At 65.0% G+C, this 25,247-nt stretch carries 30 protein-coding genes; 12 read left to right on the top strand and 18 right to left on the bottom strand.

Annotated features, from left to right (window positions below; genetic code table 11):
* Positions 1-97 precede the first annotated feature (97 nt).
* The 3 genes from minE to minC all read right to left on the bottom strand — a co-directional run bounded on the left by minE (position 98) and on the right by minC (position 2,274).
* Positions 98-370: a cell division topological specificity factor MinE gene (gene minE / locus AC0L2L_RS20350; RefSeq protein WP_473580601.1), complete on the bottom strand. Its 273-nt coding sequence runs from the start codon at positions 368-370 to the stop codon at positions 98-100.
* On the bottom strand, positions 367-1,182 hold the full coding sequence (minD, locus tag AC0L2L_RS20345) for a septum site-determining protein MinD (protein ID WP_027165698.1): 816 nt from the start codon (positions 1,180-1,182) through the stop codon (positions 367-369). The genes minE and minD overlap by 4 nt, the downstream gene beginning before the upstream one ends.
* Before the next feature lie 168 nt (positions 1,183-1,350).
* Positions 1,351-2,274 carry a septum site-determining protein MinC gene (gene minC / locus AC0L2L_RS20340; RefSeq protein ID WP_473580599.1) on the bottom strand — a complete coding sequence of 308 codons (924 nt, stop codon included), beginning with the start codon at positions 2,272-2,274 and terminating at the stop codon, positions 1,351-1,353.
* Positions 2,275-2,542: 268 nt separating this feature from the next.
* On the opposite strand from minC, the gene AC0L2L_RS20335 reads away from it, so the two are divergent.
* Complete coding sequence (locus AC0L2L_RS20335) at positions 2,543-2,986, top strand: hypothetical protein (protein WP_473580597.1); 444 nt, start codon at positions 2,543-2,545, stop codon at positions 2,984-2,986.
* A 117-nt stretch (positions 2,987-3,103) separates the two neighbouring features.
* Positions 3,104-3,616 (top strand): DUF982 domain-containing protein, encoded by a 513-nt coding sequence (locus tag AC0L2L_RS20330; RefSeq protein WP_473580595.1) that lies wholly within the window; start codon positions 3,104-3,106, stop codon positions 3,614-3,616.
* 301 nt (positions 3,617-3,917) lie between these two features.
* Here the strand turns inward: AC0L2L_RS20330 and AC0L2L_RS20325 are convergent, their stop codons facing one another.
* From AC0L2L_RS20325 to AC0L2L_RS20295, 7 genes are all read right to left on the bottom strand, one after another.
* Positions 3,918-4,067: a hypothetical protein gene (locus AC0L2L_RS20325; protein ID WP_156913404.1), complete on the bottom strand. Its 150-nt coding sequence runs from the start codon at positions 4,065-4,067 to the stop codon at positions 3,918-3,920.
* A gap of 87 nt (positions 4,068-4,154) precedes the next feature.
* The gene (locus tag AC0L2L_RS20320) at positions 4,155-4,337 is read right to left on the bottom strand and encodes a hypothetical protein (protein ID WP_473580593.1); all 183 of its coding nucleotides are present in this window, start codon (positions 4,335-4,337) and stop codon (positions 4,155-4,157) included.
* A gap of 81 nt (positions 4,338-4,418) precedes the next feature.
* Positions 4,419-4,694: a DUF1488 family protein gene (locus AC0L2L_RS20315; RefSeq protein WP_027165692.1), complete on the bottom strand. Its 276-nt coding sequence runs from the start codon at positions 4,692-4,694 to the stop codon at positions 4,419-4,421.
* Positions 4,691-5,014 carry a hypothetical protein gene (locus tag AC0L2L_RS20310; RefSeq protein ID WP_473580591.1) on the bottom strand — a complete coding sequence of 108 codons (324 nt, stop codon included), beginning with the start codon at positions 5,012-5,014 and terminating at the stop codon, positions 4,691-4,693. The genes AC0L2L_RS20315 and AC0L2L_RS20310 overlap by 4 nt, the downstream gene beginning before the upstream one ends.
* The gene (locus AC0L2L_RS20305; RefSeq protein ID WP_473580590.1) at positions 5,007-5,246 is read right to left on the bottom strand and encodes a hypothetical protein; all 240 of its coding nucleotides are present in this window, start codon (positions 5,244-5,246) and stop codon (positions 5,007-5,009) included. The genes AC0L2L_RS20310 and AC0L2L_RS20305 overlap by 8 nt, the downstream gene beginning before the upstream one ends.
* A gap of 82 nt (positions 5,247-5,328) precedes the next feature.
* Positions 5,329-5,691, bottom strand: coding sequence for a hypothetical protein (locus AC0L2L_RS20300; protein WP_473580589.1), 363 nt, complete (start codon positions 5,689-5,691; stop codon positions 5,329-5,331).
* Positions 5,688-5,951 (bottom strand): hypothetical protein, encoded by a 264-nt coding sequence (locus tag AC0L2L_RS20295; protein WP_473580587.1) that lies wholly within the window; start codon positions 5,949-5,951, stop codon positions 5,688-5,690. Before AC0L2L_RS20295 ends, AC0L2L_RS20300 begins: the two co-directional genes overlap by 4 nt.
* 623 nt (positions 5,952-6,574) lie before the next feature.
* Here AC0L2L_RS20295 and AC0L2L_RS20290 point away from each other — a divergent pair.
* Positions 6,575-6,760: a hypothetical protein gene (locus AC0L2L_RS20290; protein WP_473580585.1), complete on the top strand. Its 186-nt coding sequence runs from the start codon at positions 6,575-6,577 to the stop codon at positions 6,758-6,760.
* A 140-nt stretch (positions 6,761-6,900) separates the two neighbouring features.
* Here the strand turns inward: AC0L2L_RS20290 and AC0L2L_RS20285 are convergent, their stop codons facing one another.
* Positions 6,901-7,326 (bottom strand): globin family protein, encoded by a 426-nt coding sequence (locus tag AC0L2L_RS20285; protein ID WP_473580583.1) that lies wholly within the window; start codon positions 7,324-7,326, stop codon positions 6,901-6,903.
* Between the two features lie 421 nt (positions 7,327-7,747).
* On the opposite strand from AC0L2L_RS20285, the gene AC0L2L_RS20280 reads away from it, so the two are divergent.
* From AC0L2L_RS20280 to AC0L2L_RS20270, 3 genes are all read left to right on the top strand, one after another.
* Positions 7,748-10,408 (top strand): ATP-binding protein, encoded by a 2,661-nt coding sequence (locus AC0L2L_RS20280; RefSeq protein WP_473580581.1) that lies wholly within the window; start codon positions 7,748-7,750, stop codon positions 10,406-10,408.
* 143 nt (positions 10,409-10,551) lie between these two features.
* On the top strand, positions 10,552-10,953 hold the full coding sequence (locus AC0L2L_RS20275) for a hypothetical protein (RefSeq protein ID WP_473580579.1): 402 nt from the start codon (positions 10,552-10,554) through the stop codon (positions 10,951-10,953).
* A gap of 52 nt (positions 10,954-11,005) precedes the next feature.
* Positions 11,006-11,413: a c-type cytochrome gene (locus tag AC0L2L_RS20270; protein ID WP_473580577.1), complete on the top strand. Its 408-nt coding sequence runs from the start codon at positions 11,006-11,008 to the stop codon at positions 11,411-11,413.
* 69 nt (positions 11,414-11,482) lie between these two features.
* On the opposite strand, the gene AC0L2L_RS20265 is transcribed toward AC0L2L_RS20270, so the two are convergent.
* Entirely contained in the window at positions 11,483-12,067 is a 585-nt protein-coding gene (locus tag AC0L2L_RS20265; RefSeq protein ID WP_473580575.1) for a TetR/AcrR family transcriptional regulator, read from the bottom strand.
* Between the two features lie 198 nt (positions 12,068-12,265).
* Between AC0L2L_RS20265 and AC0L2L_RS20260 the strand changes: the two genes are divergently transcribed.
* Positions 12,266-13,399, top strand: coding sequence for an alpha-hydroxy acid oxidase (locus AC0L2L_RS20260; RefSeq protein ID WP_473580730.1), 1,134 nt, complete (start codon positions 12,266-12,268; stop codon positions 13,397-13,399).
* 212 nt (positions 13,400-13,611) lie between these two features.
* On the opposite strand, the gene AC0L2L_RS20255 is transcribed toward AC0L2L_RS20260, so the two are convergent.
* Positions 13,612-14,430 carry a BA14K family protein gene (locus AC0L2L_RS20255; protein ID WP_473580573.1) on the bottom strand — a complete coding sequence of 273 codons (819 nt, stop codon included), beginning with the start codon at positions 14,428-14,430 and terminating at the stop codon, positions 13,612-13,614.
* Between the two features lie 86 nt (positions 14,431-14,516).
* Positions 14,517-15,623: a KamA family radical SAM protein gene (locus AC0L2L_RS20250; RefSeq protein ID WP_473580571.1), complete on the bottom strand. Its 1,107-nt coding sequence runs from the start codon at positions 15,621-15,623 to the stop codon at positions 14,517-14,519.
* A 161-nt stretch (positions 15,624-15,784) separates the two neighbouring features.
* Between AC0L2L_RS20250 and AC0L2L_RS20245 the strand changes: the two genes are divergently transcribed.
* Positions 15,785-16,720 carry a hypothetical protein gene (locus tag AC0L2L_RS20245; protein WP_473580569.1) on the top strand — a complete coding sequence of 312 codons (936 nt, stop codon included), beginning with the start codon at positions 15,785-15,787 and terminating at the stop codon, positions 16,718-16,720.
* A gap of 14 nt (positions 16,721-16,734) precedes the next feature.
* Here the strand turns inward: AC0L2L_RS20245 and AC0L2L_RS20240 are convergent, their stop codons facing one another.
* Together AC0L2L_RS20240 and AC0L2L_RS20235 are read right to left on the bottom strand one after the other, a co-directional pair.
* On the bottom strand, positions 16,735-18,291 hold the full coding sequence (locus AC0L2L_RS20240; RefSeq protein WP_473580567.1) for a serine hydrolase: 1,557 nt from the start codon (positions 18,289-18,291) through the stop codon (positions 16,735-16,737).
* Between the two features lie 96 nt (positions 18,292-18,387).
* Entirely contained in the window at positions 18,388-18,777 is a 390-nt protein-coding gene (locus tag AC0L2L_RS20235) for a VOC family protein (RefSeq protein ID WP_473580565.1), read from the bottom strand.
* Positions 18,778-18,867: 90 nt separating this feature from the next.
* On the opposite strand from AC0L2L_RS20235, the gene AC0L2L_RS20230 reads away from it, so the two are divergent.
* The 3 genes from AC0L2L_RS20230 (at position 18,868) to AC0L2L_RS20220 (ending at position 22,589) form a co-directional block, all read left to right on the top strand.
* The gene (locus tag AC0L2L_RS20230; RefSeq protein WP_473580563.1) at positions 18,868-19,722 is read left to right on the top strand and encodes a helix-turn-helix transcriptional regulator; all 855 of its coding nucleotides are present in this window, start codon (positions 18,868-18,870) and stop codon (positions 19,720-19,722) included.
* 177 nt (positions 19,723-19,899) lie between these two features.
* Positions 19,900-21,555: an acyl-CoA synthetase gene (locus AC0L2L_RS20225; RefSeq protein WP_473580561.1), complete on the top strand. Its 1,656-nt coding sequence runs from the start codon at positions 19,900-19,902 to the stop codon at positions 21,553-21,555.
* A gap of 140 nt (positions 21,556-21,695) precedes the next feature.
* Positions 21,696-22,589, top strand: a complete 894-nt coding sequence (locus AC0L2L_RS20220) for a hypothetical protein (RefSeq protein WP_473580560.1) — start codon at positions 21,696-21,698, stop codon at positions 22,587-22,589.
* 39 nt (positions 22,590-22,628) lie between these two features.
* On the opposite strand, the gene AC0L2L_RS20215 is transcribed toward AC0L2L_RS20220, so the two are convergent.
* Both AC0L2L_RS20215 and AC0L2L_RS20210 read right to left on the bottom strand, forming a co-directional pair.
* The gene (locus AC0L2L_RS20215) at positions 22,629-24,062 is read right to left on the bottom strand and encodes a coiled-coil domain-containing protein (RefSeq protein ID WP_473580558.1); all 1,434 of its coding nucleotides are present in this window, start codon (positions 24,060-24,062) and stop codon (positions 22,629-22,631) included.
* 61 nt (positions 24,063-24,123) lie between these two features.
* Complete coding sequence (locus AC0L2L_RS20210; RefSeq protein ID WP_473580557.1) at positions 24,124-24,600, bottom strand: hypothetical protein; 477 nt, start codon at positions 24,598-24,600, stop codon at positions 24,124-24,126.
* Positions 24,601-24,927: 327 nt separating this feature from the next.
* Here AC0L2L_RS20210 and groES point away from each other — a divergent pair, with 327 nt between their 5' ends.
* The gene (groES, locus tag AC0L2L_RS20205) at positions 24,928-25,242 is read left to right on the top strand and encodes a co-chaperone GroES (RefSeq protein WP_125003032.1); all 315 of its coding nucleotides are present in this window, start codon (positions 24,928-24,930) and stop codon (positions 25,240-25,242) included.
* The last annotated feature ends 5 nt before the right edge of the window (positions 25,243-25,247 follow it).

Raw genomic sequence — 25,247 nt, 5'->3', positions numbered from 1 at the left:
CCCTACCTTGTAGGGAGGTCGGACCGAAGGTGGGGGCCGGCACAGCCCCCTCCCCGCTGCTTCGCAGCGACCCTCCCCACACGGGGGAGGGTAAAGCTCACCCCGTCATGGCCAGCGGCGCAGCGCTCTTGTTGGGGATCTGGATGTCGATCTCCAGCGTCGACATGGTCGCGCCGCGGTCCATCGAGACCTGGAGGTAGTCCTGGTCGATCTGCACATGCCTGGCAATGACCGCCATGATCTCCTCGCGCAGGATCGAGACGAGATCGGGCTGGCCGCGGCTCTGGCGCTCATAGGCGAGCAGCAGCTGCAGCCGCTCGCGCGCCACCGGCGCGCTGGTGCGCCGCTTGAAGAGATCGAGGATGCTCATGCGGCCCTCCTTCCGAGCAGCCGGTCGAGGAAGCCCTTGCGTTCGAAGGGGATGACCACCGGCAGGTCTTCGCCTTCCAGGCGTCTTGCCGCTTCAAGATAGGCCTTGGCGGCGGAATTCAGCGGTTCCGAGAGCGTGACGGGCGCGCCGAGATTGGAGGCCCTCAGCACGTCCTGGCTTTCCGGGATGATACCGAGCAGCGGCGTCGAGAGTATCTCCAGCACATCGTCGATCGACAGCATCTCGCCGCGCGAGGCGCGCGCCGCGTCATAGCGCGTCACCAGCACGTGTTTTTGCACCACCTCGCCCTGCTCCGCCTTCATGGTTCGGGCGTCGAGCAGGCCGATGATGCGGTCGGAGTCGCGCACCGACGACACTTCCGGGTTAGTGACGATGACCGCCTCGTCGGCGAAGCGCATGGCCAGCTGGGCGCCGCGCTCGATGCCGGCCGGGCTGTCGCAGAAGACGTAGTCGAACACCGAGCGCAGCCTTGCGATGACTTCGGCCACGCCCTCCTCGGTCAGCGCATCCTTGTCGCGCGTCTGCGAGGCCGGCAGCAGATAAAGCGTTTCCAGCCGTTTGTCGCGGATCAGCGCCTGCGAGAGTTTCGCCGTGCCCTGGATGACGTTGACGAGGTCGAACACCACGCGGCGCTCGGCGCCCATGATGAGGTCGAGGTTGCGCAGGCCGACGTCGAAATCGACCAGCGCCACCTTCTTGCCGGTCTTGGCCACGGCGGCGCCGAGCGCGGCCGTCGAGGTCGTCTTGCCGACGCCCCCCTTGCCCGAAGTGACCACGACTACCTTGCCCATATATCCAGCCTCCATTGGCGGTTTTTGTTCTCTGGCCGTGCACCGCACGGCGGGACTCTTTCATTCTTGTTTTGGCGCATGTCGTTCTCCCAAAACCGCTACACACTTTTGGGCGACATACACCGAACCTCGCACGCGAAACCGGTCCGAAGCTTGCGGCCAGAAAACTCAGCCGAGCGGCACCACGCACAGCGCATCGTTGTCGAGGAAGGCCTGCACGGCCTTGCCGCGCGACACGCCCTCCATCTCCTCGGCCGTCGTGTACCATCCGTCGACGGCGAGCAGCTCGGCCTCGTTCTTGCGGCAGAAGATGCGCGCCGAAATATTGCCTTCCGAGCCGGCGATCGCGCGTCCGCGCAGCGTGCCATAGACATGGATCGAGCCGCCGGCGACGATTTCCGAACCGGACGCGACCGAGCCCAGCACGATGACGTCGCCTTGCGGATGGAAGACCGACTGCCCCGAGCGGATCGGCGCCTTGATCATCAGCGTGCCGGCCGAAGGTTCATGCCGCACCGTGTCGGCGCCCTGTCCGGGGAGCGCCTCGGCTTGCGCCGGCTCGATCCGCACCGCTTCGAGTCTTGCCAATTCGGGATCGACCGGCTCGTCGCTGGACAACTCAATCTGGGGAACCCCGTCTATCCGGGCAAACCTGTCTACCTGGGAAACTTGCGCCGGCGCCGCTTCCTCGCCAGCCTGCGCCCGCTCCTGTGCGGCGGCTTCCAATTCCTCCGCCCTCGCCTGGCGCGCGGCCCTGCCCAGCAGGCCCTCGGCGGTCGCCTCCTTGGCGCCGGCAAGCAGCGGCGGCAGTTCAGGCCCGAGCTCGGCGCCTTCGAGCTCGACGGCATAGACGCGGATGCCGCGTGAGCCAAGCACGCCGACAAGCGCCGCGATCTCCTCCGGCCCCGGCTGCAAGGTGTTGAGATCCAGCACCACCGGGCGGCCGTTGAAATAGCCGGGAGAATTGGCGATCCAGTGGTCCAGCCCCTCCAGCCAGTCGGCAATCGGCGCCTCCGGCGTCAACGTGAAAGCGACAAAGGAGCGGGCGCGAAAGCGGATGGATTTGTTCTGCAAAGGGGCGGCGAAGGTCACGGTCAGGCGAATCCTTACTCAATGGTTAAAGGGTGCCGGGGCAATGGTTAACAAAAGGTTAATTTCGGGGGTGCGGGCCGTTAAGGAAGTGGCGCGGCCAAGTTCTGTGGCGGGGTGGCCACACAGCCTCCCGCCGGCCGCGATCCATCGAAGACCGGGGCCCAATCGGCCGGCCATGTGAAATTCCTAATATACGAAGGCGGGCCGCGCAGGCACCATCCTGCCTGGATACTTCCATTCTCCAGGGCAAAGGGGACGAGGCATGCGCATGAATCAAACTGATACCAAACTGGCACTCGGTCGGCAGGCAAGCAAGGCAGGCGCGGCAATCGGCGCGCTGCTGCTTCTTGGCGGATGCATGATGAGCGGCAGGGACCAGACGGGCAGCATCGCATACCAGGGCAAAGACCAGTGGCTGACGACCGAGGACGCCAACAAGGCAGTCGACGCCATGGCGGCGAAGGGAATGACACCGGCGACCATCGACTGCCAGTTCGTCGACACCACGCCGGGCCAGTTGGCCTACGCTTCGAAATTCACCTGGAAGCGCGCGCCGGCAAACACCCGCTACCATTGGGAAGTCGGCGACCCGGCCTATCTCGCGAGCAACGAAGTCAAGGTCAACAGAGTCGGGCTACGGCAGGTGTTTGCGAAGGTGGTGCGGGATCCGGCGACAGGGCAGAAGGTTGGGTGCTCGATCTGGACGAGTTAGGGCTGCTGCAGACCGTGGCTAGGACGGCTAGTAGTGTCGCAGCCGAGTTGCGTTGCAGATCGGTGATCGAGCCCTCCAGCCGGTTCCCCTTGGTCCCCACCGGCGCCGCGCTTATCAATGGTTCCGCTGGCCAGAAGGGAATCATCGGCGCACAATGAAAACTCGCTGGTGCGGCGAGGACAGTCCGGCCTGATTTCTTGCTGCCGGTCGGGCTGTCCGGAAGCTTCGCTGTCGTCTTGCATCGACGCGGAAGGCGGCCCGCGGGGGACCTTCTGGCCAGCGTATTCGTACGCCCGAACGATCCGATCGACATTGCCGTCCGACGGATCCGCCAAGAACAGCGCTTGCTATGTTGCGCGCGCCAGCCTAAGCCCGGTGATGGCAAATGAAAAATTCGACCAGCCGGTGATAATTGTCGCCGATCCGGCCAGCGGCGGGCAAGAGGCAATCGGCGATGCGGCCGCCTGCCTGGACTTCCTGCTCAAGAGATGGCGCGGCAAGCGCAGCGAAAAGCACCGTGCGGCCATTCAGGCATGTTCCGATACGAGTAGCGGGCGCCGGCCACCCTCGTTCGCGCGCAAGGCATTCATCGTTGCCGCCCGCGAGGCCGCCATTCTGGTGACGCCCTAAAGCGCGCCGCGTCCAGACGGATTCAGGCGACGCGCTTAATCTTTGTTTGGATGCAGGTCGTTGTCCCAGAACCGCTGCGCGCTTCTGGGCGACACGCATCAAGGTTTGTCACGCGACCTGAAATTCCTGCTTTCAATATCGATGATGTCGCCGCAATTTTCGCACTCCATCTGGGTGTGCGTGCGAATCCAGCCCACGAGCGTCCTGGCCTGGTGATGACACCGCGGGCATTCGACGTCGATCTCGAAGTGGTCGGACTCTCGCTCTGTCATCGCAGTCCCAAGGCTGGCCTGACGCGGCATCAGCCGTTGTCAGTATTCGGCTCCCGCTCGTCTTCCTGCTCCACTGTCTTGTCTTTCACCTCCTTGGCCGCGAGCTTCGCCTCCTTCTTTGCGGCTTTCGCCTGGTCGCGCTTGTTGCGCTCGAATCGATAGTTGGGCTTCATCGCCATAGCGCTTCTCCTGCTTGGGCCATGGTAAGCTTGTATCCGGGCAAGCGGGGTCAGGAAAGACCGGCGCCGCGTCAACCCGCCCGAATGTCAAATCAGGCGGTTGCGTTCCGCGACCTGGCGTGCCCGCCGCACTGCGCCGTCGGTGTCCGCGAGCTTGCGCCTTGCCGCCTCGTCCTTCCTGATCGTCAGCCGCGCCGACATGATGCTTGAGGGTATGGCCGCCAGCTCGATCGCGATGGGCGCGGCCTCGGGGGTTTTCATGGAGCGCATTGGCATTATCCTTTCACGTAAAATGGCAGCTTTGAGCTGCCGCATCGCTTGCCTGCATGCCTGTTCCTTCGAGCTTCCCGCCTATCGGAAATTGGCGGGGGTCAATGTGTAGGCGTCCCGGCGCCCGGGTACATATGCCTTGCGGGCGGCGTTCTGGATGGAAGCGCGCAAGGCGTCGAATGCCGAAAGATATGCGATCTCGGCAGTTTCCTTGCCTTCACTACGGCGTTCAAATGTCCCCAGCGCCTCCACCTCGACGAAGAAGCGGACCTGGAACATACCGTCATGGCCGATGAAACAGACGGCGTTGCGCGTTTCATCGAAGCTGCGGCTGGGATTTGGAAAAGCGAGCGTCATGAGCGCCTCCCCTGCATTTCAGGGTGTCCAGGCGCCGACATGGCTCCGGCCCACGCCTTGCGGTCCTCGGCATTGCGGCGGTTGAGATCCAGCATGCTCTTTGTCGCCTGCATGCGGGTAAGGCCAACCAGCTGGGCGCCGTCGACATGCGCCGGAATTCCGGTGAAGACATGGTAGACAGTCCAGGAATGGTCGGCTTCGACCCGGCGGCCATATTGGCGATCCCTGAAGCCGTGGCCCGACACGCCATTATGCTGCAAACCGTCGAATTCGGCGTTGTGAGCCCACTCGGTTTCGCCATTGGCGATGGTTCTATTCATGCTGTCCTTCCTCGCCTTGCTGCGCGGCAATGATCTCCGAGTAGAGCGATGCGCCGTCGGCTTCCGAGATTGTGACGGCATCCGGCCATTGCGGCATATTCAGCGTCCTCGCCAGAAGCCGCGCAATCGCGATTGCATCATCGAGGTCGGTCGCCAGCGCCGTCTCACGACCGATGACGGCATGCGCGTCGTCGGCGATGCGCGTGCGATAGAATTCGATCACGACCTTCACCGGGGCCGCCGCGCGCAGTCAGCCCTTGCCCTTGGCCTGAACATTGCCGACGGCGCCCTTGATCTGGCTGCCGAACTGGCTCTCAGGCTTGACCGGAACCTTTGCCTGCTTCGGCTTGCGGATCTCGCGGCTCGAGCGTTTCTGTCCCTTGGCCATGTCCGAACGTCCTTTCGATGAGGGCAATGCCGTTGTCCGATGCAGACGTGCCGGCGCGTTCCAAACTGTCTTCGGTCACCACGCGCTCATGCGGTTCGCCCTCGCTGCGGATGCGATATTGCGGCGAGGTTCCCTTCGGCGGCAGTGTGCCGGTGACACGATAGATCTCGTCGGACTTCGGACCGACGCCAACACCGCCCTTCAGCCGGACCGCTTGTCCGATGTCGAAAAGACGTGCCGGGGCCCCGTGCTGGATGGGGCGTGTGTTGCGTCGCAGGAGGGTTGTCATGGTTGTCTCCGGTCCTCGACGAGCGCGGCCTCGAGCGTGGCCGGTTCGATCGGTACCATTTGCCGCGTGAACCCCTTCGCGGAGATCGCCGGCAGGTGAATGAAGGCGGCCACGCGGCGCCATGCGGTGCGCGAAGCTCCTTCGAGGGGTTCCTCGTCGAGATCGACGCGATACTCGCCGGGCGGCTGCGGCGCATCGAAGCCCGGCAGCATAAACGCCGCATTGAAGCGAATGACGGTCGGCGTGGTGCGAGTGGTCACTTGCGGCTTTCCGCGGAAACGCGCGCTGCGCCTTCCGCTCCAATTCCAGCCGAACCGCCGAAACAATGTCCGATGCTGCCAGTACATCCGTGGTCAGCGCCGGCATCATTTCAGGGTTCGAATGAAGCGAGCTGCCGCGCCGGAGCGGCGCAGTGCATTCGCTATCGAAAATTCGGAGGCGGATGGCGAGGCTTCACTGTGACGAAAGCCACCTCGACCAAATCAACGAATTTTATATATGCACCCCAATTGCGCTGCGGACAAGGCAGCGACGTCGCTTTATTTTTCTTGGTTAAATAAAAAGCCTGGCTTTGAGCCCTTAAAACGAACGGAAATTCTTTCCATCCCCACTGATATTTTCCGAGTCTCGCAATTATTCGACCAGATATTTTGCGGCATCCGGTTGTTCATTTCGGCACTCCTATCTATCGCCTGTCAGGCCGTCTATAAGAACAGGCATCGTCGCGCTTGCCGACACGGGAAGAAGCACCCCTTGAAATCCGCTCAGCCAAACAGCCACGTCATCCGGCGCGTCGCTCACGTCACCCGGTACCACCTCGATGGTGAAGGCCTGAAGCGACCGGCACTCGTCGCCGAGGCGCGCCAACGAAAGGAATATGAGCATGGCAAACCGCTACGCGCTCCGGATGGATAGGCCAAACAGCTGGACCGTCTTCGACATCTTCACCGGCCAGCCTGCCGAGGTCGAGCGGAAGGTCATGGTCGGCATCAAGACACGCCGCGCCGAAAAGCTGGTTGTCGAACTGAACATCCAGGACGTCAAACGGCGGGATGACGCCCACAGGTGATCCTGCCAGGCGGATGACTCCAAGGCTTTGCTGCGCCGGAACTGCCGATCTCCCCCTTGAGGGGGATCTCCGGCAGGACAGAGGGGGCGCGACAGAACGCGGCGCTGGTCTAGCTAGGGTTCCCCCGTCACCGCCTCTTATCAAGCCGCCAATTGCACTTCCCGCGCCGCCGCGATCATCACGCCGGCGAGCAGGTTGTAGGCCTCTGTCCAGGCTTCGCGCACCTGAGGCGTGAAAGCCTCGCCGAGGCCCGCCTCGAGCGTGTCGATCAGCGCCTGGCCGACGGTCGGATAGTGATGCTCCTCGACGCCGTAGCCGACATGGCGCCTGGCGAGATCCTGGATGGCGGGCACGATGGTTTCGGCGCGCGACAGCCCGTGCACCACGAAGCCCAGGGCCGCCATCAGCTTGGCGCCCTGCTTTTTCATGTCGGTTTCGCGAAACAGTGCCTTGAGGCTGCCGTCGATGGCAAACAGCTTCTCGTAGAACAAGGCGGCGGCCGTTTCCCTAATCGGGACGACCTCGCGAAAACTCTCCTGCACAAGCTTGATCTGGTCGGGTGTCATCGGCGCTCCTCCGCATTTGTAAGCCTGCGCGAGCATCACGCCCGGTCGTTTCGCAGGCATGCCGGTTGTGGCGCTGGTGTGTTTCCATTTGGTTTCAGGTTGTATTCGATTGGTTTCGCACGCGGCTTCAAGGTCGCTTCGCCGGCCCTTTCGCGCCCACCGTTACACGCCCTGGTTTCCGAGCCGGTCGTCCACAAGCCTGTTCGTGATGCCGGTAACCGAAAAGAGCGGCCATCGCGGCCGGGGATTGGGTCTTATTTCACGTAATCCTAATGTAAGTCAGCCTGTGTTGAGGTACACTCGCAGCTTCAAGGCGGCGCGTTGGAACAGCTTTTTGCGGCGCGCTTCAGGGTCTTGTTTTTAAGCATGCCGAAACAGCGGCATTCTTGGCCGGCATGCGTCAGGCAAAGGGATGCTCCCGATGCTGCTCGAGCGAGAGGGTCCGCTTAAAACCTTGTTGGCGACCGCGGCCAGCGCCGTCGATGGCCGCGGCGGTATCGTGCTGCTCGAAGGCGAGGCGGGCATAGGCAAGACTTCCCTGCTGCAGGAATTCGCCGGGCGGGGGGGCGCCGGCTGCCGGGTGCTGTGGGGCTGGTGCGAGGCGCTGTTCACGCCGCGTCCGCTCGGCCCCCTGCAGGACATGGCGCGGGCGCTCGACCCCGAGGTCGCGTCGTTGCTCGACCAGGGGGCCGCGCAAGAGCGGCTGTTTCCCGCGCTGCTGAACGCGCTTCAGCATGCCGGGGGAACAACCGTGCTCGTTTTCGAGGACGTCCATTGGGCGGATAACGCGACGCTCGATCTCATCAGATATCTCGGCCGCCGCATCTCCGTGCTTCGCGCCATGCTGGTGCTCAGCGCGCGCAGCGACGAACTGGTCGCCGACCATCCGCTCACGCACATAAGGGGCGACCTGCCGGCGGCATCGCTGACCCGCATATCGCTTAAGCCGCTTTCGCCCCAGGCGGTCACGACACTGGCCGAACAGTCGAGCCGCGCCGGCGCCGACCTCTACCAGATCACAGGGGGCAACCCCTTCTTCGTCTCCGAGCTTCTGGCGAGCAGCGAGGCGGAGCCCGGACATGTTCCCGATTCCATCCGCGACGCGGTGTGGTCGCGGCTATCGCGCCTGACGGGCGGCGAGCGCGAGGTGCTGGAGATGATGAGCATCGAGCCCGGCAGCGTGGAGCCATGGCTGATCCGCGCCCTTCTCGGCGCCAAGGCGGACGCGCTCGCCGACCGTTGCGTGGCCCGCGGATTGCTGCGGCGGGACGCTCAGGGGTCGCTCACCTTCCGCCACGAGCTTGCCAGGCAGGCGACGCTCGAGCGACTGTCGCCCAGTCTTCAGCGGTCGCTTCATGCCAAGGTGGAGGCGGCGATGGCAAGGCTCCCGGCGGCCCAGGCAAGCGCCCAGCTTGCACGCCGGGTGCACCACGCCGCCGCTGCCGACAACGGAGCGCGTGTTCTGGAACTCGCGCCGCAGGCCGCGGCGCAGGCCGCGCATCTCGGCGCGCATCGTGAAGCCGCAGCGCATTTGGCGACGGCGCTCAGATACGTTGCCGATGCGCCGCCGGCCGAGGCCGCCCAGCTTCACGAATCCTGGGCTTGCGAGGCCGGGCTGGCGCTTCACGTCTATGATACGATCATCGAGGCGGTGCATCGCGCCATCCAGTTCTGGCGCGAGCTCGGGCGCCCCGACAAGGTCAGTCTCAATCTGCGCAGCCTTTCGAGGCTGCACTGGCGCCGCGGCGAGGGCGATCTGGCGGAGCACTTCGCCAACGAGGCGGTGCGCGAGGTGGAAAGCCTGCCGCCCGGGCCGGAACTGGCGATGGCCTACAGCACGCGCTCGCAGCTGCATATGCTGCACTATCGGTTCGATGAGGCTATCGAGTGGGGCCTGCGCGCCATCACGCTCGCCGACCAGCTGGGCGAAGTCGAAACGCGCGTGCATGCGCTCAACAATGTCGGCACGGCACTTCTGTTCGACGACCGTCCGGGCGGCCGCGAAAGGATGGAAGAAAGCCTGGCGCTCGCGCTCGAGCACGGGTTCCACGACCATGCGGCGCGGGCTTACACCAACTATGCCGAATATGCGGTGGTCTCCAAGGACTTCGCGCTTGCCGAGCGGCTGCTCTCCGACGGCATCGTGTTCGCCGCCAGGAACGACCTCGATTCGCCGGCGCAGTATCTGCTTGGCCGGCAGGCGCAGCTGCGCATGGAACAGGGCCGCTTTCGCGACGCTGAGACAATAGCGCAGGGCGTGATGAAACTGGAGCGCCTGCCCGTGGTCATGCACCTGCCGGCGCTGACCGTGCTTGGCAGGGTGCGCGTGCGGCTGGGCGAGCCCGGCGGCCCTGCCCTCTTGCAGCAGGCGCTGGAGGAGGGACTGCCGACCGGCGAGCTGCAACGCATCGTGCCTGTCCGCATGGCGCTGACCGAGGCCGCCTGGCTTGCCGGGGACCGCGCGGCCGGCCATGAGCAGCTGACGGCGCTGGCCGCGATGGACCTCGCCAACTTCCGCCCTTCCGACCTCGGCGAGCTTGCCGTCTGGTGGCGGCGATGCGCGATGGAGCAGCCGCTGCCGGCGCCGACGACACGGATTCCGTGGCGGCGCGCGGTCGAGCTTGGCGGCGATCCGTTGGCGGCGGCCAAGGAATGGGAGCGCCTGGGCCTTCCCTACGAGGCGGCGCTCGCGCTGATGCAGGTGCGCGGCGGCGATGCCGCGACGGCGTTGGCGGACGCGGTGACAAGTCTGGAGGCGCTCGAGGCGCGTCCCGCCGCGATGCTGGCGCGCAAGCTGGCGCAACGCCTGGGCATCGCCGACCGGCTGCCGAAGATGCGCCGGGGCCCTTACACGGCCGCCCGCCAGCACCCGCTCGGCCTGACCCAGCACGAGCAGCAGGTGCTCGCCCTGATCGCGGAGGGCAAGAGCAACAAGGAGGTCGCCCGCACCCTGTCGCGATCGCCGCGCACGGTCGAGCACCAGGTTTCGGCCGTGCTCGGCAAGTTCAACGCCGCCAACCGGATGGAAGTGCTGCTCAGGCTGCGAGGCGAGCCGTGGCTGCTCGCCACCGCCGCGCCCTGATCCTTGCGAAAATGGGAGTGCGGCAGCCGAAATATGGGTGATCGTACCGATGCGCACGCAGGCCGCCGCGCGTAGCATCAGGCGACGCTCATGGACGGGGGGCTTCCTGTTCAGGAGATCGCCGAACCGAAGGAGGGATAGCGATGACCAGATATATTAGCGCATTTGCATTTGCCCTACTCACCGCGACGGGTAGCGCTGCGGCATCGGAACTGGCGCCGGCGAACGGCCACAGCATCCAGCTCGGCAGCTTCAGCGGCGCCGTCTACTACACGGTCGAGCCGGACGGCTACCGGGTCGTCGCGACCATGGCTTCCGGGGCCGAGCAGCAGCCGGTGCGGATCGTCTCCACGCTCGCGGCGGGCCAACGGATGATGATCTCCGTGCCTCAGGCCCTCGGCCAGCCATCCATCGATTTCGAAATAGTGCGGGACGGTAAGGCGCTGCTGGTCAGCGACCCGATCTTCGTTCCGGCAACCGCCTTGGAGAACGACCTGACCCTGGACAGCGCCCAACCGACGACGGTATCGGCCACCGCGCCGTGATCGGGCTGGTCCGGAGAAGGCGCCGCGTTGGGGAGGCTTCGGCTTATCTCGAATGTTGGCCTGCGGCAAAATGCTGTGCTGCGCCGTCCTGGGTCTGGTGGCCAGCGCCGGCGCGTCGGCGCAGGATGCCGCCGCTCCCGGCAAATTCTACCGGGTCGTGGACGGCAAGGTCGATGCGCGGACCTATGACGGTTTCCGGCGCTATCATGCGGGCTGCGACCGCTGCCACGGGCCGGACGGCGTGGGCTCGACATTCGCGCCGTCGCTCGTCAGCCGCTTGCCTGACGTCGACGCCTTCCGGCGCGCCGTGCTGAACGGCCAGGCCGGTAGCGGTTCGGTGATGAAAGGCTTTGCCGGCGACCCTAACTTCGCGCCCTATGTGGACGAGATCTATGCCTACCTGCAAGCGCGCGCCGACGGCGCGCTCGGCCGCGGACGGCCCGGCCGGCTGCAGCCGTAGAGCGGTTCGGATCGCGGTGCGCGAGTGTGGCGGGGCGCCGCAGGACCTGGGTTCTTCGTCCCGACGAAGTTACCGGGGCGAGCAATCTCCGACAGCCACCAGCCGCTTCGCCGCATCCGCCGCGGCGCTGCAGTAGCTGCGGTCGCCATGGATCAGGATCATCACCATGGCGCCCTCGATCAGCAGGGAAAGCTCGCGAGCCCGCGCCTTGGGCGCCGGTACATTCGCCTGCGCAAGCAGCGTTTCAAGATGCTGCTCCATCAGAGCCTTGTGCTGGCGCGCGATCGAGCGCGCCGGATGGCCCGACAGGTCGGCCAGTTCGATGGCCAGGCGGGTGAAGCCGGAGCCCGCCCAGCGCGGCTTGGACGACCATTTGACCAGACCGCCGAACAGCTTGTCGATCAGCTCGGCCACGCCGCCCGACAGGTCGATGCCGTAGTTCTGGAAGTCGGCGAAGGTGCGTTCGTGCTGCGAGGCAAGCACGGCGGTCAGCAGTGCGTCCTTGCTGTCGAAATGATAGTAGAGCGTGCGCTTGGTAACGCCAGCAGCATCGGCGATCTCGTCCATGCCGACACGGAAGAAGCCTCGGCGGCGAAACAGCTTGTAGGCCGCCTGCAATATCACGGGCCTTGTCTGGCCGGACGCTCTGGGCATGGGGCGCTGCCGTCGCCGATGAAAGTATACTCGCTAGTGAATTTACATCAGCGGGCACGCGGCGTCCAATGATCAGCATCAGCTAATATCGATGGGAGGACGACGATGGAAAGAGTAGTCCCCACGGTGCTCGATATCCCGACAGGCATCGTGACGTTGCCGGACAGCATTGGAACAACGGCGACCGCGCCAAAGCTCATGGCGAACATGACCTGCATCGAGGATCTGCGCAGGGCGGCGCGACGCCGGGTGCCGCGCGTCTTTTTCGACTATGCCGAGGCCGGCTCCTATGCCGAGCAGACGCTGCGCGCCAACCGCACCGATCTCGAGCACATCACGCTTCGCCAGCGTGTCTTGGTCGACGTCTCGCAGCGCGACACGGCAACCACGATCCTCGGCGAGACCGTGTCTCTGCCGGTAGCGCTCGCGCCGATCGGGCTCGGCGGCATGCAATGGGCCGACGGGGAAATCCTCGCCTGCCGGGCGGCCAGAGCCGCGGGCATTCCCTACACGATGAGCACGATGTCGATCTGCTCGATCGAGGATGTCGCCGAGGCGGTCGGCAAACCGTTCTGGTTTCAGCTCTATGTTATGAAGGACCGCGGCTTCGTGCGCTCGCTTATCGAGCGCGCCATCGCTGCCCGCTGCAGCGCGCTGGTGCTAACCGTCGACCTGCAGGTGCTGGGGCAGCGCCACGCCGACGTCAGGAACGGGCTTTCGGTGCCGCCGCAGCTGAAGCCGCGCACGATCCTTGACCTTGCCAGCCGGCCGGGCTGGGCTGCTCGCATGCTGACTGCAAGACGCTGGACCTTCGGCAACCTTGCCGGCCATGTGAAGGGCGAGGACAGCGTCGCGGCAGTGGCGGACTGGGTGTCGCATCAGTTCGACGCGACGCTGGGCTGGCGCGACGTCGAATGGATCAGGAGCCTCTGGCCGGGCAAGCTGATCATCAAGGGCATCCTCAATGTCGACGACGCGCGCTCAGCCAACAAGGCAGGCGCCGACGCCATCGTGGTGTCCAACCATGGCGGTCGGCAGCTCGACGGCGCGCCCTCGACCATCTCGATGCTGCCGAGGATCGCAGAGGCGGTTGGCTCCGAAGTCGAGGTGCTGTTCGACGGCGGCGTGCGCTCGGGCCAGGATGTGATGCGGGCGCTGGCCCTTGGCGCCCGCGCGTGCCTGGTCGGGCGCGCCTATGTCTATGGCCTCGGCGCCGGCGGCGAAGCGGGCGTGGCGACAGCGATCGACATCCTGCGCAACGAGTTGTCTGTCACCATGGCGCTCACCGGCACACGGAGCGTCGAGGAGATAGATGGGAGGGTGCTGAACTAGCGCGACACCCCCGTTCACGGCGTTCACGGGGAGAAGATGCCCGAGGGCGGATGAGGGGCGCGCAAACCTTGGCGGCTGCGCACCAAGCGCAAGCTTTCGAAGGACGGCGATGCCCCTCACCTGCCTGCCGGCATACTGACAAGGAGAGGGAGGCTCTCGCCGGCGGTTTCGCAAATCGCAAACGCCAAGGATAGAGCGAGGAAAGCGCCGACCTATTCGCACTGCCGGCGCGGGCCGCCGTCATAGGGCTGGTAGGTGTTATCCTCAGGCCGGTAGGACTGGTAGCGGCTGAAGCAGTAGTCGACATGGTCGCCGGAAAACTGCCGGCCCAAAAGCCGATCCCTGGGGACCTGCTCGTCGGGTGAAACCTCTTCCGGCGGGCCACCATAGGTGGTCGCGTAGCCATCCCGTGTCACTGCGTAGCCTTCCATCTCGGCCTGGTCGTCGGTGACCTCGCCTTGATCGGCCTGCTCATTCGGGCGCGTGTCGGTCGAGGCCGCGCCGCCCGGATCGAAATAGGGCGAGACGCAGGGGCGCAGTTCGCCGCTGTAGGAGCGGTAGCTGTTTTCCTCTGGGCGGTAGCTGCGATAGCGGTTGGCGCACCATTCGAGATGAGCGGCGGGCAATTGCGCCTGCTGTTGCTGGACCGGCGCTTGCCGCGAAGGCTGGGCGGCATTGGCATCGGGCTCGGGTTGGCCTAGCTGGGAGACATCGGGCAACGGCTGCAATTGGCGCGGCGGTGCGGGAGGTGGCGTCGCAAGTGCCGTGGTCTGCGTGCCGGTGTCCGCCTTGGCCGTTTCGTCCGCCTTGGCCGGCGCGCCAGTGGCCTGCCGGGCGGGGATGCGTTCAAGTTCCTGCTTTTTCGGATCGACCGGCTGGGCGTCCTTGGTCCACAGCTCGGAGACGCCGATCGCCGGGGTCGCCTGGCGCACCGGCTTGGCGGCCAGCAGCCAGGTGGCGAAGGCGAGCCCTGAGGCAAACACGGCCAGGGTCAGCACGAAGCCGCCGACGATTCCCAACAATGCCTTCACGCTGCGCTCCTTTAAGCCCCCGCTCATAGAATGCGGCGAGCGGGATGGGAGTTCCTCGCCCCCTTGAAATGAGGGAAGGAAAGGAATTAGGCGACCACCTCGCGATACTCCCGCACCGTCCCGTCCTGCCCGCGAATACGCCACGTCTGGCCGTCGCGGCCCTCGATATGGCTCGCCGCCAGCGGCACCTTGCCGCCGCCGTCGGGCAGGTCGATCACATAGGTCGGATTGCAGATGCCGGAGAGGCGCCGGCGCAGTTCCGCGACCAGCGCCTGGCCTTCGGCAATCGTGGTGCGGCGGTGCGCCATGCCGCGCGCGAGATCGCCATGGTGGAGGTAATAGGGTTTCACGCCGAGACGATACATCAGCTCGCGGCAGAGCTCCTCCAGCACCTCGACATTGTCGTTGACGCCCTTCAGGAGAACGCTCTGGTTGAGGAGCACGAAACCCGCCTGCCGCATCGTGAGGCAAGCCGCTTCGGCCGCTTCTGTAAGTTCTCGCGGGTGGTTGAAGTGGGTGACCACCGTTACCATCAGCCGGCCATGCAGCGCTTCGACCAGGCCGGGCGTGATGCGCGACGGCAGCGCCACCGGCACGCGGGTGTGGACGCGCAGCAGCCGCAGATGCGGGATCGCCTCCAGCCGGGCGCGGATTTCTGTCAGCGCCTTGTCGGGCAGCGACAGCGGATCGCCGCCGGTCAGGATCACCTCGCGGATTTCCGGGTGCCCGGCGATGTAGGCCAGCGCCGGCTCCAGCGCTTCGCGCGTATAGCCGCGGCCGATCGACGTCAGCGATTCCTTGCGGAAGCAGAAGCGGCAATAGACCGCGCATCGATAGGTTGGGAACAGAAGCACGCGGTCGGCATGGCGATGCGTCAGCCTGGGGACCGGGCTGAAGGCGTGATCGCCGATCGGGTCGTCGAGCTCACCCTCGGCCGCGACGAGTTCTTGCGGCGACGGGATCACCTGGGCGCGGATCGGGTCGTTGGGGTCGCTCCAGTCGATCAGGTCGAGATAGGGCTTGGGCACGCGCACCTTGTGGGCGGCCGCGGCCTCCTGCGCGGCGGCGCGCTCGGCCGGCGAGAGCGGCAGCGGGGCAAGGTCGCGGACATGGCGCACGCCGGCGCGGATTTCGGCTTGCCAGGTGGTGTCGGGATGGCGAGCGGCGGCTGGTTGTTTGAGGTCTGCGGTCATCGAGGGTCCCGGGACGATTTTGCGCGGGATATCGGCTGGATGGGCGGCCAGGTCAACCGCCACCGTTGCCGCAGAGCGGCAGATGCGGCTTCTCGCTCTCTATCCTCGGATAGTTGTTTCGGCGGAATGGTATTAGTCTGTGTTGTCCGGGGGCGAGACAAATGGATTTCAGCGCAGGCCATGGCTATCTTCTCATCGGCGGGCTCATCGTGGTCGGCGCCGGGCTGCTGATCCTTTCGCTGATCGTCAATCTTCATGTGGCGCACAGCGTGCGCGACGACAAACGCCATCGCGAAAAGCTGCTGGAATATTACCGCAACGTCTTTTCCCAGCTGGGCGTGATCCTGATCGGCATCGGCATTTCCCTGTTCATCTTCTTCTTCCAGCAGAACTATCAGGACCAGCGCAAACGCGAGACCGAGCTTCAGCAGGTTCTCGCCAAGCTGGCGGCACGTATTGCCCGTGGCGCCCCCGTCATCGAAACGCTCGGAGAGTTCGACGAGGTGCTGGATGAGGGCGGCGCTTATGTCAGTCCCGAACACGGCGGAAGCAACGCCGCAATCACTGCCAAGGGAGCGGAGCTCGGCAAGCAGGTCGAAAAGATCCTGCTGGTCGAACGTGACGTCGATGTTCAAGACTTCGACATCCTGAACCTGTCGCGCGACCTCGAAGCCACTTTTGTCGTCAACGAGCTCGATCCGACGCTGTGGTTCAACATCGTGCGCGACGAGAACGAGATCAAATACGCCACGACCCAGCTCGGCCTCGACTACAAGGACCTGCATGACGCGATCGGCAACGAACCGGCCGAGGCGGCGGTCGCCAAGCCCGACAAGGAACAGAAGATCAAGCACGAGGTGCTCGACATCCTCTATGACGCCGACCTATTGCGCCAGCGCAGCAGGCGATTCCTCGCCCGCGCGTGCTGGCTCTTCAGCAAGGGGCGAGGTTTCGTCACCCTCCCACCGATCGATGCGATCGAAGCCGACGCCAAATCGCAGCAGGAATGGATCGACCGCGCGAAACCGGTGTTGGCGCAGTCGATGTCGGGTGGCAGCGATTGTTTCAAGCTGCTCCGCTACGGACAGGCATCCTGAGCCCGCTGCTTTAGCTAGTCCGCGACGCGCCGCAGTGTGCCGAGATGATTGTCGTCGAGGAATTCGATGGTCATTGCCGACGCCTTTCCATCGGGGCCAACGACGAAGCTCACGCCCGTCGGCCTTTCCGGCGTCTCGGCGTCGGGATAGGTCAGGAACAGGTCGCCATCGTAGTGCGTCAAGGAATAAGACCGGGCACCTGACGGGCCTACCTTGAGGACAAGGCCGTCCCCCGCGCCCGACACGACCGCGTCGCCAATGAAGTCATTGGCATAGCGGCCCGTGTAGGCACCGATCCGCCCGGCCGGCCGGACCGGAGACGACGGTGCGGCAAATCTGGCCTTGGCCGCCTCGACCGCCGGGCCGAACATGCCGGAATAGATCGCGTTCCACGCCTCGATCCAGTCCTTCTCGACTTTGCCTTCGAAGACCAGATCGGCGAAGCTGTCGGACAGCCCCTCCGGCACGCCTGTCGGGAAGGCGTTGGCAAGAATGACGATGCCGAGCTTCTCCTTCGGGAAAATCGTCACCAGGCTGCGCGCGCCGACGCTGAAGGCGCCCGCATGGCCCCAGCTCAGGCCGTGTCGGCCGAATTCGACATTCCAGCCGAGACCGTAGAAGGAGTCGCCACCGGAAACGGGATTCTTGCCCCGCGTCATCAGCGGAACATGCGTCTGGTCCAAGGCGTCGGCGGCAATCAGCGTCTTGCCGGCATAAACGCCGTTGCCCAGCAGCAGGCGCAGCCATTGCGCGAGATCGCGCGCGGTGGAACTGACGCCGCCGGCAGGCGCCTGCGCATCCGGATCGCGCTTGATCTTCGCGGCCCAGGCGCCGTCGACCCTGACATGGAGCGCCGCGCGATCGGCTCGCTTGACGAAATCGGCATTGCGGGAGCTGGTCGAGACCATGCCAAGCGGACGGTAAAGCTTCTCCTCGGCGACCTCCTCCCAGGACTTGCCCGCCGATCTGGCTGCGGCGACAGCGCCTTCGGTCAGCCCGAAATTACTGTACGAATATCCGGCGCGAAAGCTCGACAATGGTGGCACGAAGCGCAGGCGACGCAGGATGGTGGCGCGGTCGTAGCCTATGTCCTCGAGGTCATCTCCGGCGGTGCCCGGAAGCCCGCTGCGATGCGCGAACAGATCGCGGATGGTAAGCTCGCTGGTCGGATAGGGATCGGCGAGCCTGAAGCCCGGATCGAGGTCGGCGACCTTCGAGTCCCAGGACACGACGCGATCGCTGACCAGCGCCGCCACGACCGTGGCGGAGACCGGCTTGGACAGGGAGGCGATCTGGAACACGGTGTCGGCGTCGACGGCTTCCGGCTTCCCGGCCTCGCGATGGCCGAAACCCTTCAGGAAGATAACCTCGTCGTCGTGAACGACCGCGATGGCGAGGCCGGGCACGGCGCCGTCCGCGACAGCACCCTGCGCAAGCGCCTCGAGCTTTGACAGGGCGACCGCGATCCGTTCGGGCGTGATGGCGTCGGCCGGCGCCGCGTTGGGCCAAAGCGCCATCACGGCAACGAAAGCCCAAATCCTCAAATGGCAGAGATGCCAATCAGGCCGCATGCTCGCGCCTCCCCCTCCCTGCATTCACCCGACCAATGTACAGTGTGGCGCCGGCGAGGCCAAGCCTGGCGGCAATCCGCAGGAGGATGGCGGCCCCTAAATATCCGCATAGATCTCCAGAACATTGCCGTCGGGGTCACGGATGAACAGCGTGCGATGGCCCCAAGGCTGGTCGGTCGGTTCCATCTCGATGGCGACGCCCTGCGCGCGCAGCGCCTCGGCGCATTGGTCTACCTCGGCTGGCGCCACACGGAAGGCGAGTTGCGCGGAGAGCGCCCCTTGGGGCGTCGGCGCGTCATTGAACATGACGCCGCGCTTGGTCAGCGCCAAAAGGCAGGAGCCGACCTGATAGGCGGTCCAGCCCTCGCCGAGGCTCGAATGGACGGGAAAGCCCATCACGTCCTCGTAGAAGCGCCGCATGCGTTGCATGTCGCGGGCGAAGATGACGGTGTAGTCGATATTCCTGATCTTTTTCAGCGCGTTCATTTTCGAATCCCTGGCAGCTCGGTTGCGCCGCGCAGCCGGTGTGTTGTCTGATGCGCCATCCCATTTATACTGGTAGTCAGGTGGTACAAGATGAGCGGCACTACTGGTAGCGCCGCTACTCCTTTCGAGGCAGCGGACATGCTGGAACGGACGGCTGTGGCCGCCAGACGCAAGGAACTCGGCCGTTTCCTTCGCGCCATGCGCGAGCGGATCGAGCCGGCACGGCACGGCATCAGCACCGGCACGCGGCGGCGCGCCTCGGGCCTGCTGCGCGAGGAGGTCGCGCTGCTCGCTGGCATCAGCGCCACCTGGTACACCTGGCTGGAACAGGGGCGCGAGGCCAACCCCTCTGCGCAGGTACTCAACGCGCTGGCCGACGTGCTGAAGCTCTTGCCGGTCGAGCGCGAGCATCTGTTCAAGCTCGCGAAGCCGGAATGGCTGCCCGAGCCCTCCCGGGCGGGAGACCCCTCGCCCGATCCATGGATAGCGGACCTGCTTGTGGCGCTCTCGCCCAATCCGGCCTATGCGCTCAACCGCGCCTGGGATTTCGTCGGCTGGAACGACGAAGCCTCGGTCCTGTTCGGCGGGTTCGATCCGGACGATCCGGCGAAGCGCAACCTGCTCAAGCGGCTCTTCCTCGATCCGGCCTGGCGGGCGCTGTTCGCCGACTGGGAGGCGGTGGCGCGCTCCGCCATCGCGCAGTTCCGCGCGGCGACGGTCGGCTACGCGGCGGCTGCCGACATTCGCGCAGTGCTTGATCCGCTCAAGGCGCTCAGCCAGGAGTTTGATCGGCAATGGGCCGAGATGCGGGTGGAAGAAGCGCCGGTCTGGTCGAAGGGGCTGGTCGGGCCGAGCGGCGAAGTCGTGACCTACGATTATTTCATGCTGACGCCGGCGGGGGTGGGCAAGGAGACGACAATCAGTCTTTATCGGAAGCGTGGGTAGGCGGCTCAGACGCTGGGTCCGGAACGGGCGTTAGCTTGCTGATTGGAAAGGGCTTGAGCGCAACCCCCGCCGCCTATCTCACTCGACTTTCGCCGCAATCGACCGGCGCCGCGTTTTCGGGCAATCTCTCGTCCAACCTACGCTATGGGGAGATGGCGTGGCCAAGGGAGGATTGCCATGATCGAGACGCAAGCGCTGCCGCGCTATGAGGATGCCGTCGAGCGCTTCCGCATTGGGGACGAGATCGCGCGCCTTCACGGCGATCCGGCCACCGGTATCAACGCCTATGTCGAGTGCTGCGGCCGCTATACCGGCACGAACCGGCTGGCGCTGCGCGCGATCTCGGCCGGCGGGGAGCTGCGCGAATACTCCTTCGACGATCTGGCCGACATGTCTGGCCGCGTCGGCACCTTGCTCGAGGGTCTCGACGTCGGCCCTGGCGACACGGTGGCCGGCATGCTGCCGCGCATCCCGGAACTGGTAGCGCTGATCCTCGGCGCGTGGCGCGTCGGCGCGGTCTACCAACCTCTGTTCACCGCCTTCGGCCCGAAGGCCATCGAGCACCGCCTGAGCTACAGCAAGGCGAAGCTGGTGGTGACCAACCCTGCAAACCGCGGCAAGCTCGACGAGGTGGAGAACCGGCCGCGCGTCGCCACCATCCTGGCTCCCGGCGATGGCCTTCCGGAAGGCGACATCGATTTCCGGGCGGCGCTCGCAGTCGCCTCTCCCGACTGCGAGCCGGTGATGCGCAAGGGCTCGGACCTGTTCATGATGATGTCGACCTCCGGCACCACCGGGCACCCGAAAGGCGTGCCGGTGCCGCTCAGCGCGCTGCTTGCCTTCGGCGCCTATATGCGCGACGCGATCGGGCTTCGGTCCGACGACATCTTCTGGAACATCGCCGATCCCGGCTGGGCCTATGGGCTCTACTACGCCATCACCGGGCCGTTGCAGCTCGGCATCGCCACCACCTTCTACGAAGGCGCCTTCAACGCCAAAAGTACCTACGACATCATCGAGCGTCTGGGCGTCACCAGCCTTGCCGGCTCGCCCACGGCCTACCGGCTGCTGATGGCGGAAGGGCCGGAGGCCGCAGCCCGCGTCAAAGGCAGGCTGCGCGTGGTGAGCAGCGCCGGCGAGCCGCTCAACCCGGAAGTGATCCGCTGGTTCGACGCCCATCTCACCGCGCCGATCCACGACCATTACGGCCAGACCGAGAACGGCATGATGGTGAACAACCATCACGGGCTGGCGCACACGGTGCGCGCAGGCTCGGCCGGTTTCGCCATGCCGGGCTACCGCATGGTGGTGCTGGACGAGGCGGGCCGCGAGCTCGGCCCCAACCAGCCCGGCGTGCTCGCGGTCGATATCGCCAGATCGCCGCTGCGCTGGTTCGGCGGCTACCACGAGGCGGAGACGCCGGCGATCGCGGGCGGCTACTACCGCACCGGCGACACGGTGGAATACGAGCCGGACGGCTCGGTCTCCTTCATCGGCCGGGCCGACGATGTCATCACCTCGTCCGGCTACCGCATCGGCCCGTTCGATGTCGAAAGCGCGCTGATCGAGCACCCGGCGGTCACCGAGGCCGCGGTGGTCGGCGTGCCCGATCCGCAGCGCACCGAGATCGTCAAGGCCTTCGTGGTGCTGGCGCCCGCCTTCAAGGGCAGCGAGGCGCTCGCCGAGGAACTCGCCCAGCATGTGAAGAGGCGGCTGTCGGCGCATTCCTATCCGCGCGAGGTCGAGTTCGTCAGTGAACTGCCGAAGACGCCGAGCGGCAAGATCCAGCGATTTCTGTTGCGCAAGGCCGAGGTGGAGAAGCGAGAGGGGTGAATTGGGCGCGACGCGGGAACTGCTAATCTCCCCCTTGTGGGGTTGTTTAGCAGCGTCTCCGCCGGCGCCCTCAGTCTTTTTTTGGCCCAATCTTGCCTGCAAGACACCCATACAGTTTTGGGCGGAACGGGGGTTGCAGCATGCGGTTGGTCTTGACGCTTCTCATTGCATTGGCGGGCAGCACGGCACTCGCCGCCTCGCCGGAGGACGATTATATCGCGGCGCGCGACAAGGCGATTACCGATATCACCGCGCAGGAAAGCGCCAACGCGGCAATCGAAACCATCGATGCCCAGAACGAGAAGGCGCTCGCAGATCTCCAGCAGCGGCTTGCCACTATTCTGGGCCCGCTTTCGGTCAAGGATTTTCCCACCACCGGCACGATCAACCTTCAAAGCCTCAACGCTGCCGATATCGGCTTCGGCATGCTCGACGGGCTGCGATATGCCCAGAGCGAAGACGGTCCGAGCATCGTCGCCTCGACGCGCGGCCTCACAGAGCGCTGGCTCAAGTCGAAATCCGCCGAGACGGAAGCGGATTTCAAGCTGCCCACCGACATCGGCGGGGCGTTGAAGCTGGATAGCTTCTACACCCAGGCCATAGGCAGCGACGCCGCATTCTCCGGCACGCTCGACTTTTCGCTGAAGAAGCCCGACGGCGCCGACGCGGTGGTGGCCCGGCTGGGCGGCTGGACGCAGGATGTCGGACCAATCTACGACCAGCATGTCGTCGTGGCGGTCGTCAAAGGCGACCGGGTGCTGGTTGCCGAGGCGCCCGCCTCGCCCGCCGTACCGAAGATCGCGGCGTGCGATTCGCTCTGGGCAGCCGCCGACGCTGCCGCACAGAAGGCGCAGCAGGCCGATCAGGGCTCGGACCAGGACAACCCGCAGGCTTCCGATCCCGCCAACGCCGCGTGGGAAAAGGGCGACGCCGATTACCGCGCCTGCGTGGCCCAGCGCCTGCCCGGCGACCCTTCCTTCCCGGCGCTGCTCAAGCAGGCGCAAGACCTTGCCGACGGCATGGCGGGCAAGTAGCCCGGCCGGACGTTCGGCGACTCGCCTGAAACTCGGGCGTCAGTTCCCCGTGGCGCGCATGTTGCGTTGACGGCGCGCCGTGGGCCGCGCCGGCTCCACCGCAAGCCCATTGGCAGCATGTCCGTTGGTTGCGGGAACGAGGTCCTTGCGCAACCGTGCATCGGTTACCCTGTGCAGCCGCTCGTAAGGCAACAGTTCCTTGATGCGGGCATTGAGCGCCACAATCTCGGCGCGCAGATCCTCGCATTCCTGTTTCTGGATATCGAGCTGGATCTGGTCGGATGCCTGCTGCATGGAAAGCTGCGAAAGATTCGTGCTGACCGCGGAAAGGCTCTTCTTGTCGATTTCGCTCTCGTTCTTCAGCACGGCCAGCCTTTCCTCGGCGATCTGCCGCTCGATCAACGCGTCGTTCAACTGCGTACTGAGCCTTGTCATCTCGGTCGCGGCCTCGCTCTTGTCATGCGAGGCCTGCTCCAGGCGCGCCTGCAGTTCCTGGATCTCGGAACGCAGACCGCGCAGCTCCGCGTTGCTGCGCGCCAGCTCGGCCGCGCCGTCGCTTTCGGCGATGCTGGCTGCCTCGGTCAATTCCGCAAGCTTGGCCTGGGTTGCCTCCAGCGACTTCTGCAGCCGGGTTTCTTCCTTCTCGTGCCTGCCGAGCTGCGCAAGCAATTCGGCGACATGCGCGGTTTCGCTGGCATGGGTCGCGGCGAACTCGTCCAAATTGTGCCGGGCCTCCTCCTCGCGCTTCAGCGCCTGTTCCAGATCGATCGAAAGACCCACCTGCTTTTCGCGCAGCAGCTTGTTTTCACTGGCGCGCCTGTCGGCCTCGACGGTCTTGGCGGCCAGAGCCTGGGCGACCTCGCCGAACTCCGCCTCGCGCCGGGCGCTTTCATTGCCCATTTCGACAAGTTCGAGCCGCACCGCGGCAAGCGCATCGCGCAGCGACTCCCGGTCCTGAACAAGGCTCGCCTCGCGCTGCTGCCAAACCTCGGCAGCGCCTTCGCGTTCACGCTGCTTCCTGAGGGAATCGAGCAGCTGATCCGAGAGGGTCTTGTGCTCCGCGGTCAGAGCGGCATTCGCCAGCTCCAGCTCGTTGGCGCGCAACACGTCGCGATGCAGGACATTCAGAACTTCGCGCGTCGTCTGATGCGCTGTGGCGATTTCAGCCAGCTTAGCCCCGATTTCCTCAATATGCCCCTGCCCGTCACGGAAGAGGCCGGCCACGGCTTCAAGCGCGGCCAGCCGCGTCTGGGTGTGAGCTGACAGTCGCCAGGCCATTGGTTCAGGCTGGACGGGATCCGGCGGATCCTCGCCGCTTGCCGCCGGTTCCTCGCCGGAGTCGGTATCACCCTGTGAGGCGGTCTGTTCCTCATCAGCAAGACACTCGTCAAATGCCTCGGCGAGATCCGATTGGAACTCCTGAAACTCCTTGTCGACGTCTTCGGCCCGCTTGATCAGAGACTTGAAATTCATAACGGCATACCTCTTACGCTCACACCCGCCGTATTACTTAACGAATGACTAATGTAGCTCTTTACCTTCCGCGCGGGAAGCCTATCCAAAAGGAGGAAGAAATTAAGGTTATCATGGATTTCCAGACGCTTGCGCGAGGTTCCGCCAGCGGCATCTGCGCCAGGCGTAGCAAGTGCTTCTCCTTGACGTGCGATGTCATGCACCCGGGCGACCTAAGATGTGCCGACGATGCCCCCTTGCACTTCGATGGCGCGGCAGCGGCATCGAGCCGGCGTAGCGCATCCATGATCTGGTCGAAAGAGACGGGCTGGTCGCTTCCCGGCGGCTGGCGCAGCGCCGGGACGGATTCAACGGCGCAGGCATCCGAGGCCCAGGACGAGAGGATCACCCGCTTTTCCTGAAGGTCGCGGGTGTCGTCATTCAAGACCTCGTCGGGATGCCTGAAATGCCTTGCCGTCGGCAGCAGCGGGTCCAGAGCAAGGCCGGATGTTTCGGGGTCGAGAGAAGCGGCGATCGGCGAGGGATCCTGTCTGCCCACCTTGGTCCTCCGTCTTCCAAAAAACTCCCTTTGGCGGTTCCGGGTTCAACGCCGTCGCTCGGTAGCGAGGGTTCAAATCATTTTTGTTCTGCCGTTGAAAAATTCAAGTGTAAGGCACAGCCGGCGTTCCAATTAGGCCTATGTTTTCAGGCGACTAGCACTCGGCCGCGGCGAGTGCCAAAAAATTTTCAGCGACCTCTTGAAACCCGAATGGACAAAACCAAATCCACATGCGCGATGCCGAAAGGATCGCGGGCTCCGCTCCGATCCTTCCCGGTTCGGAGCGGAGGAACCTCTCACAATCTGTTTGTCCAGAAGGAGAACGATATGACGTTCCGTCCATTGCACGACCGTCTGCTCGTCCGCCGCACCGAGGCCGAGGAGAAGACGGCCGGCGGCATCATCATTCCCGACACGGCCAAGGAAAAACCACAGGAAGGCGAAGTCATCGCCGTCGGTCCGGGTGCCCGCGACGAGAGCGGCAAGCTCATCCCCCTTGACGTCAAAGTCGGCGACCGGATCTTGTTCGGCAAGTGGTCGGGCACCGAGATCAAGCTCAACGGCGAAGACCTGCTCATCATGAAGGAAAGCGACGTGATGGGTGTGATCGAGCAGACATCCGCGTTGGAAAAGGCGGCCTGAACCCG

It is taken from the genome of Mesorhizobium sp. WSM4832, assembly GCF_055811115.1.
This window is presented reverse-complemented; position numbering and strand designations above follow the sequence as displayed.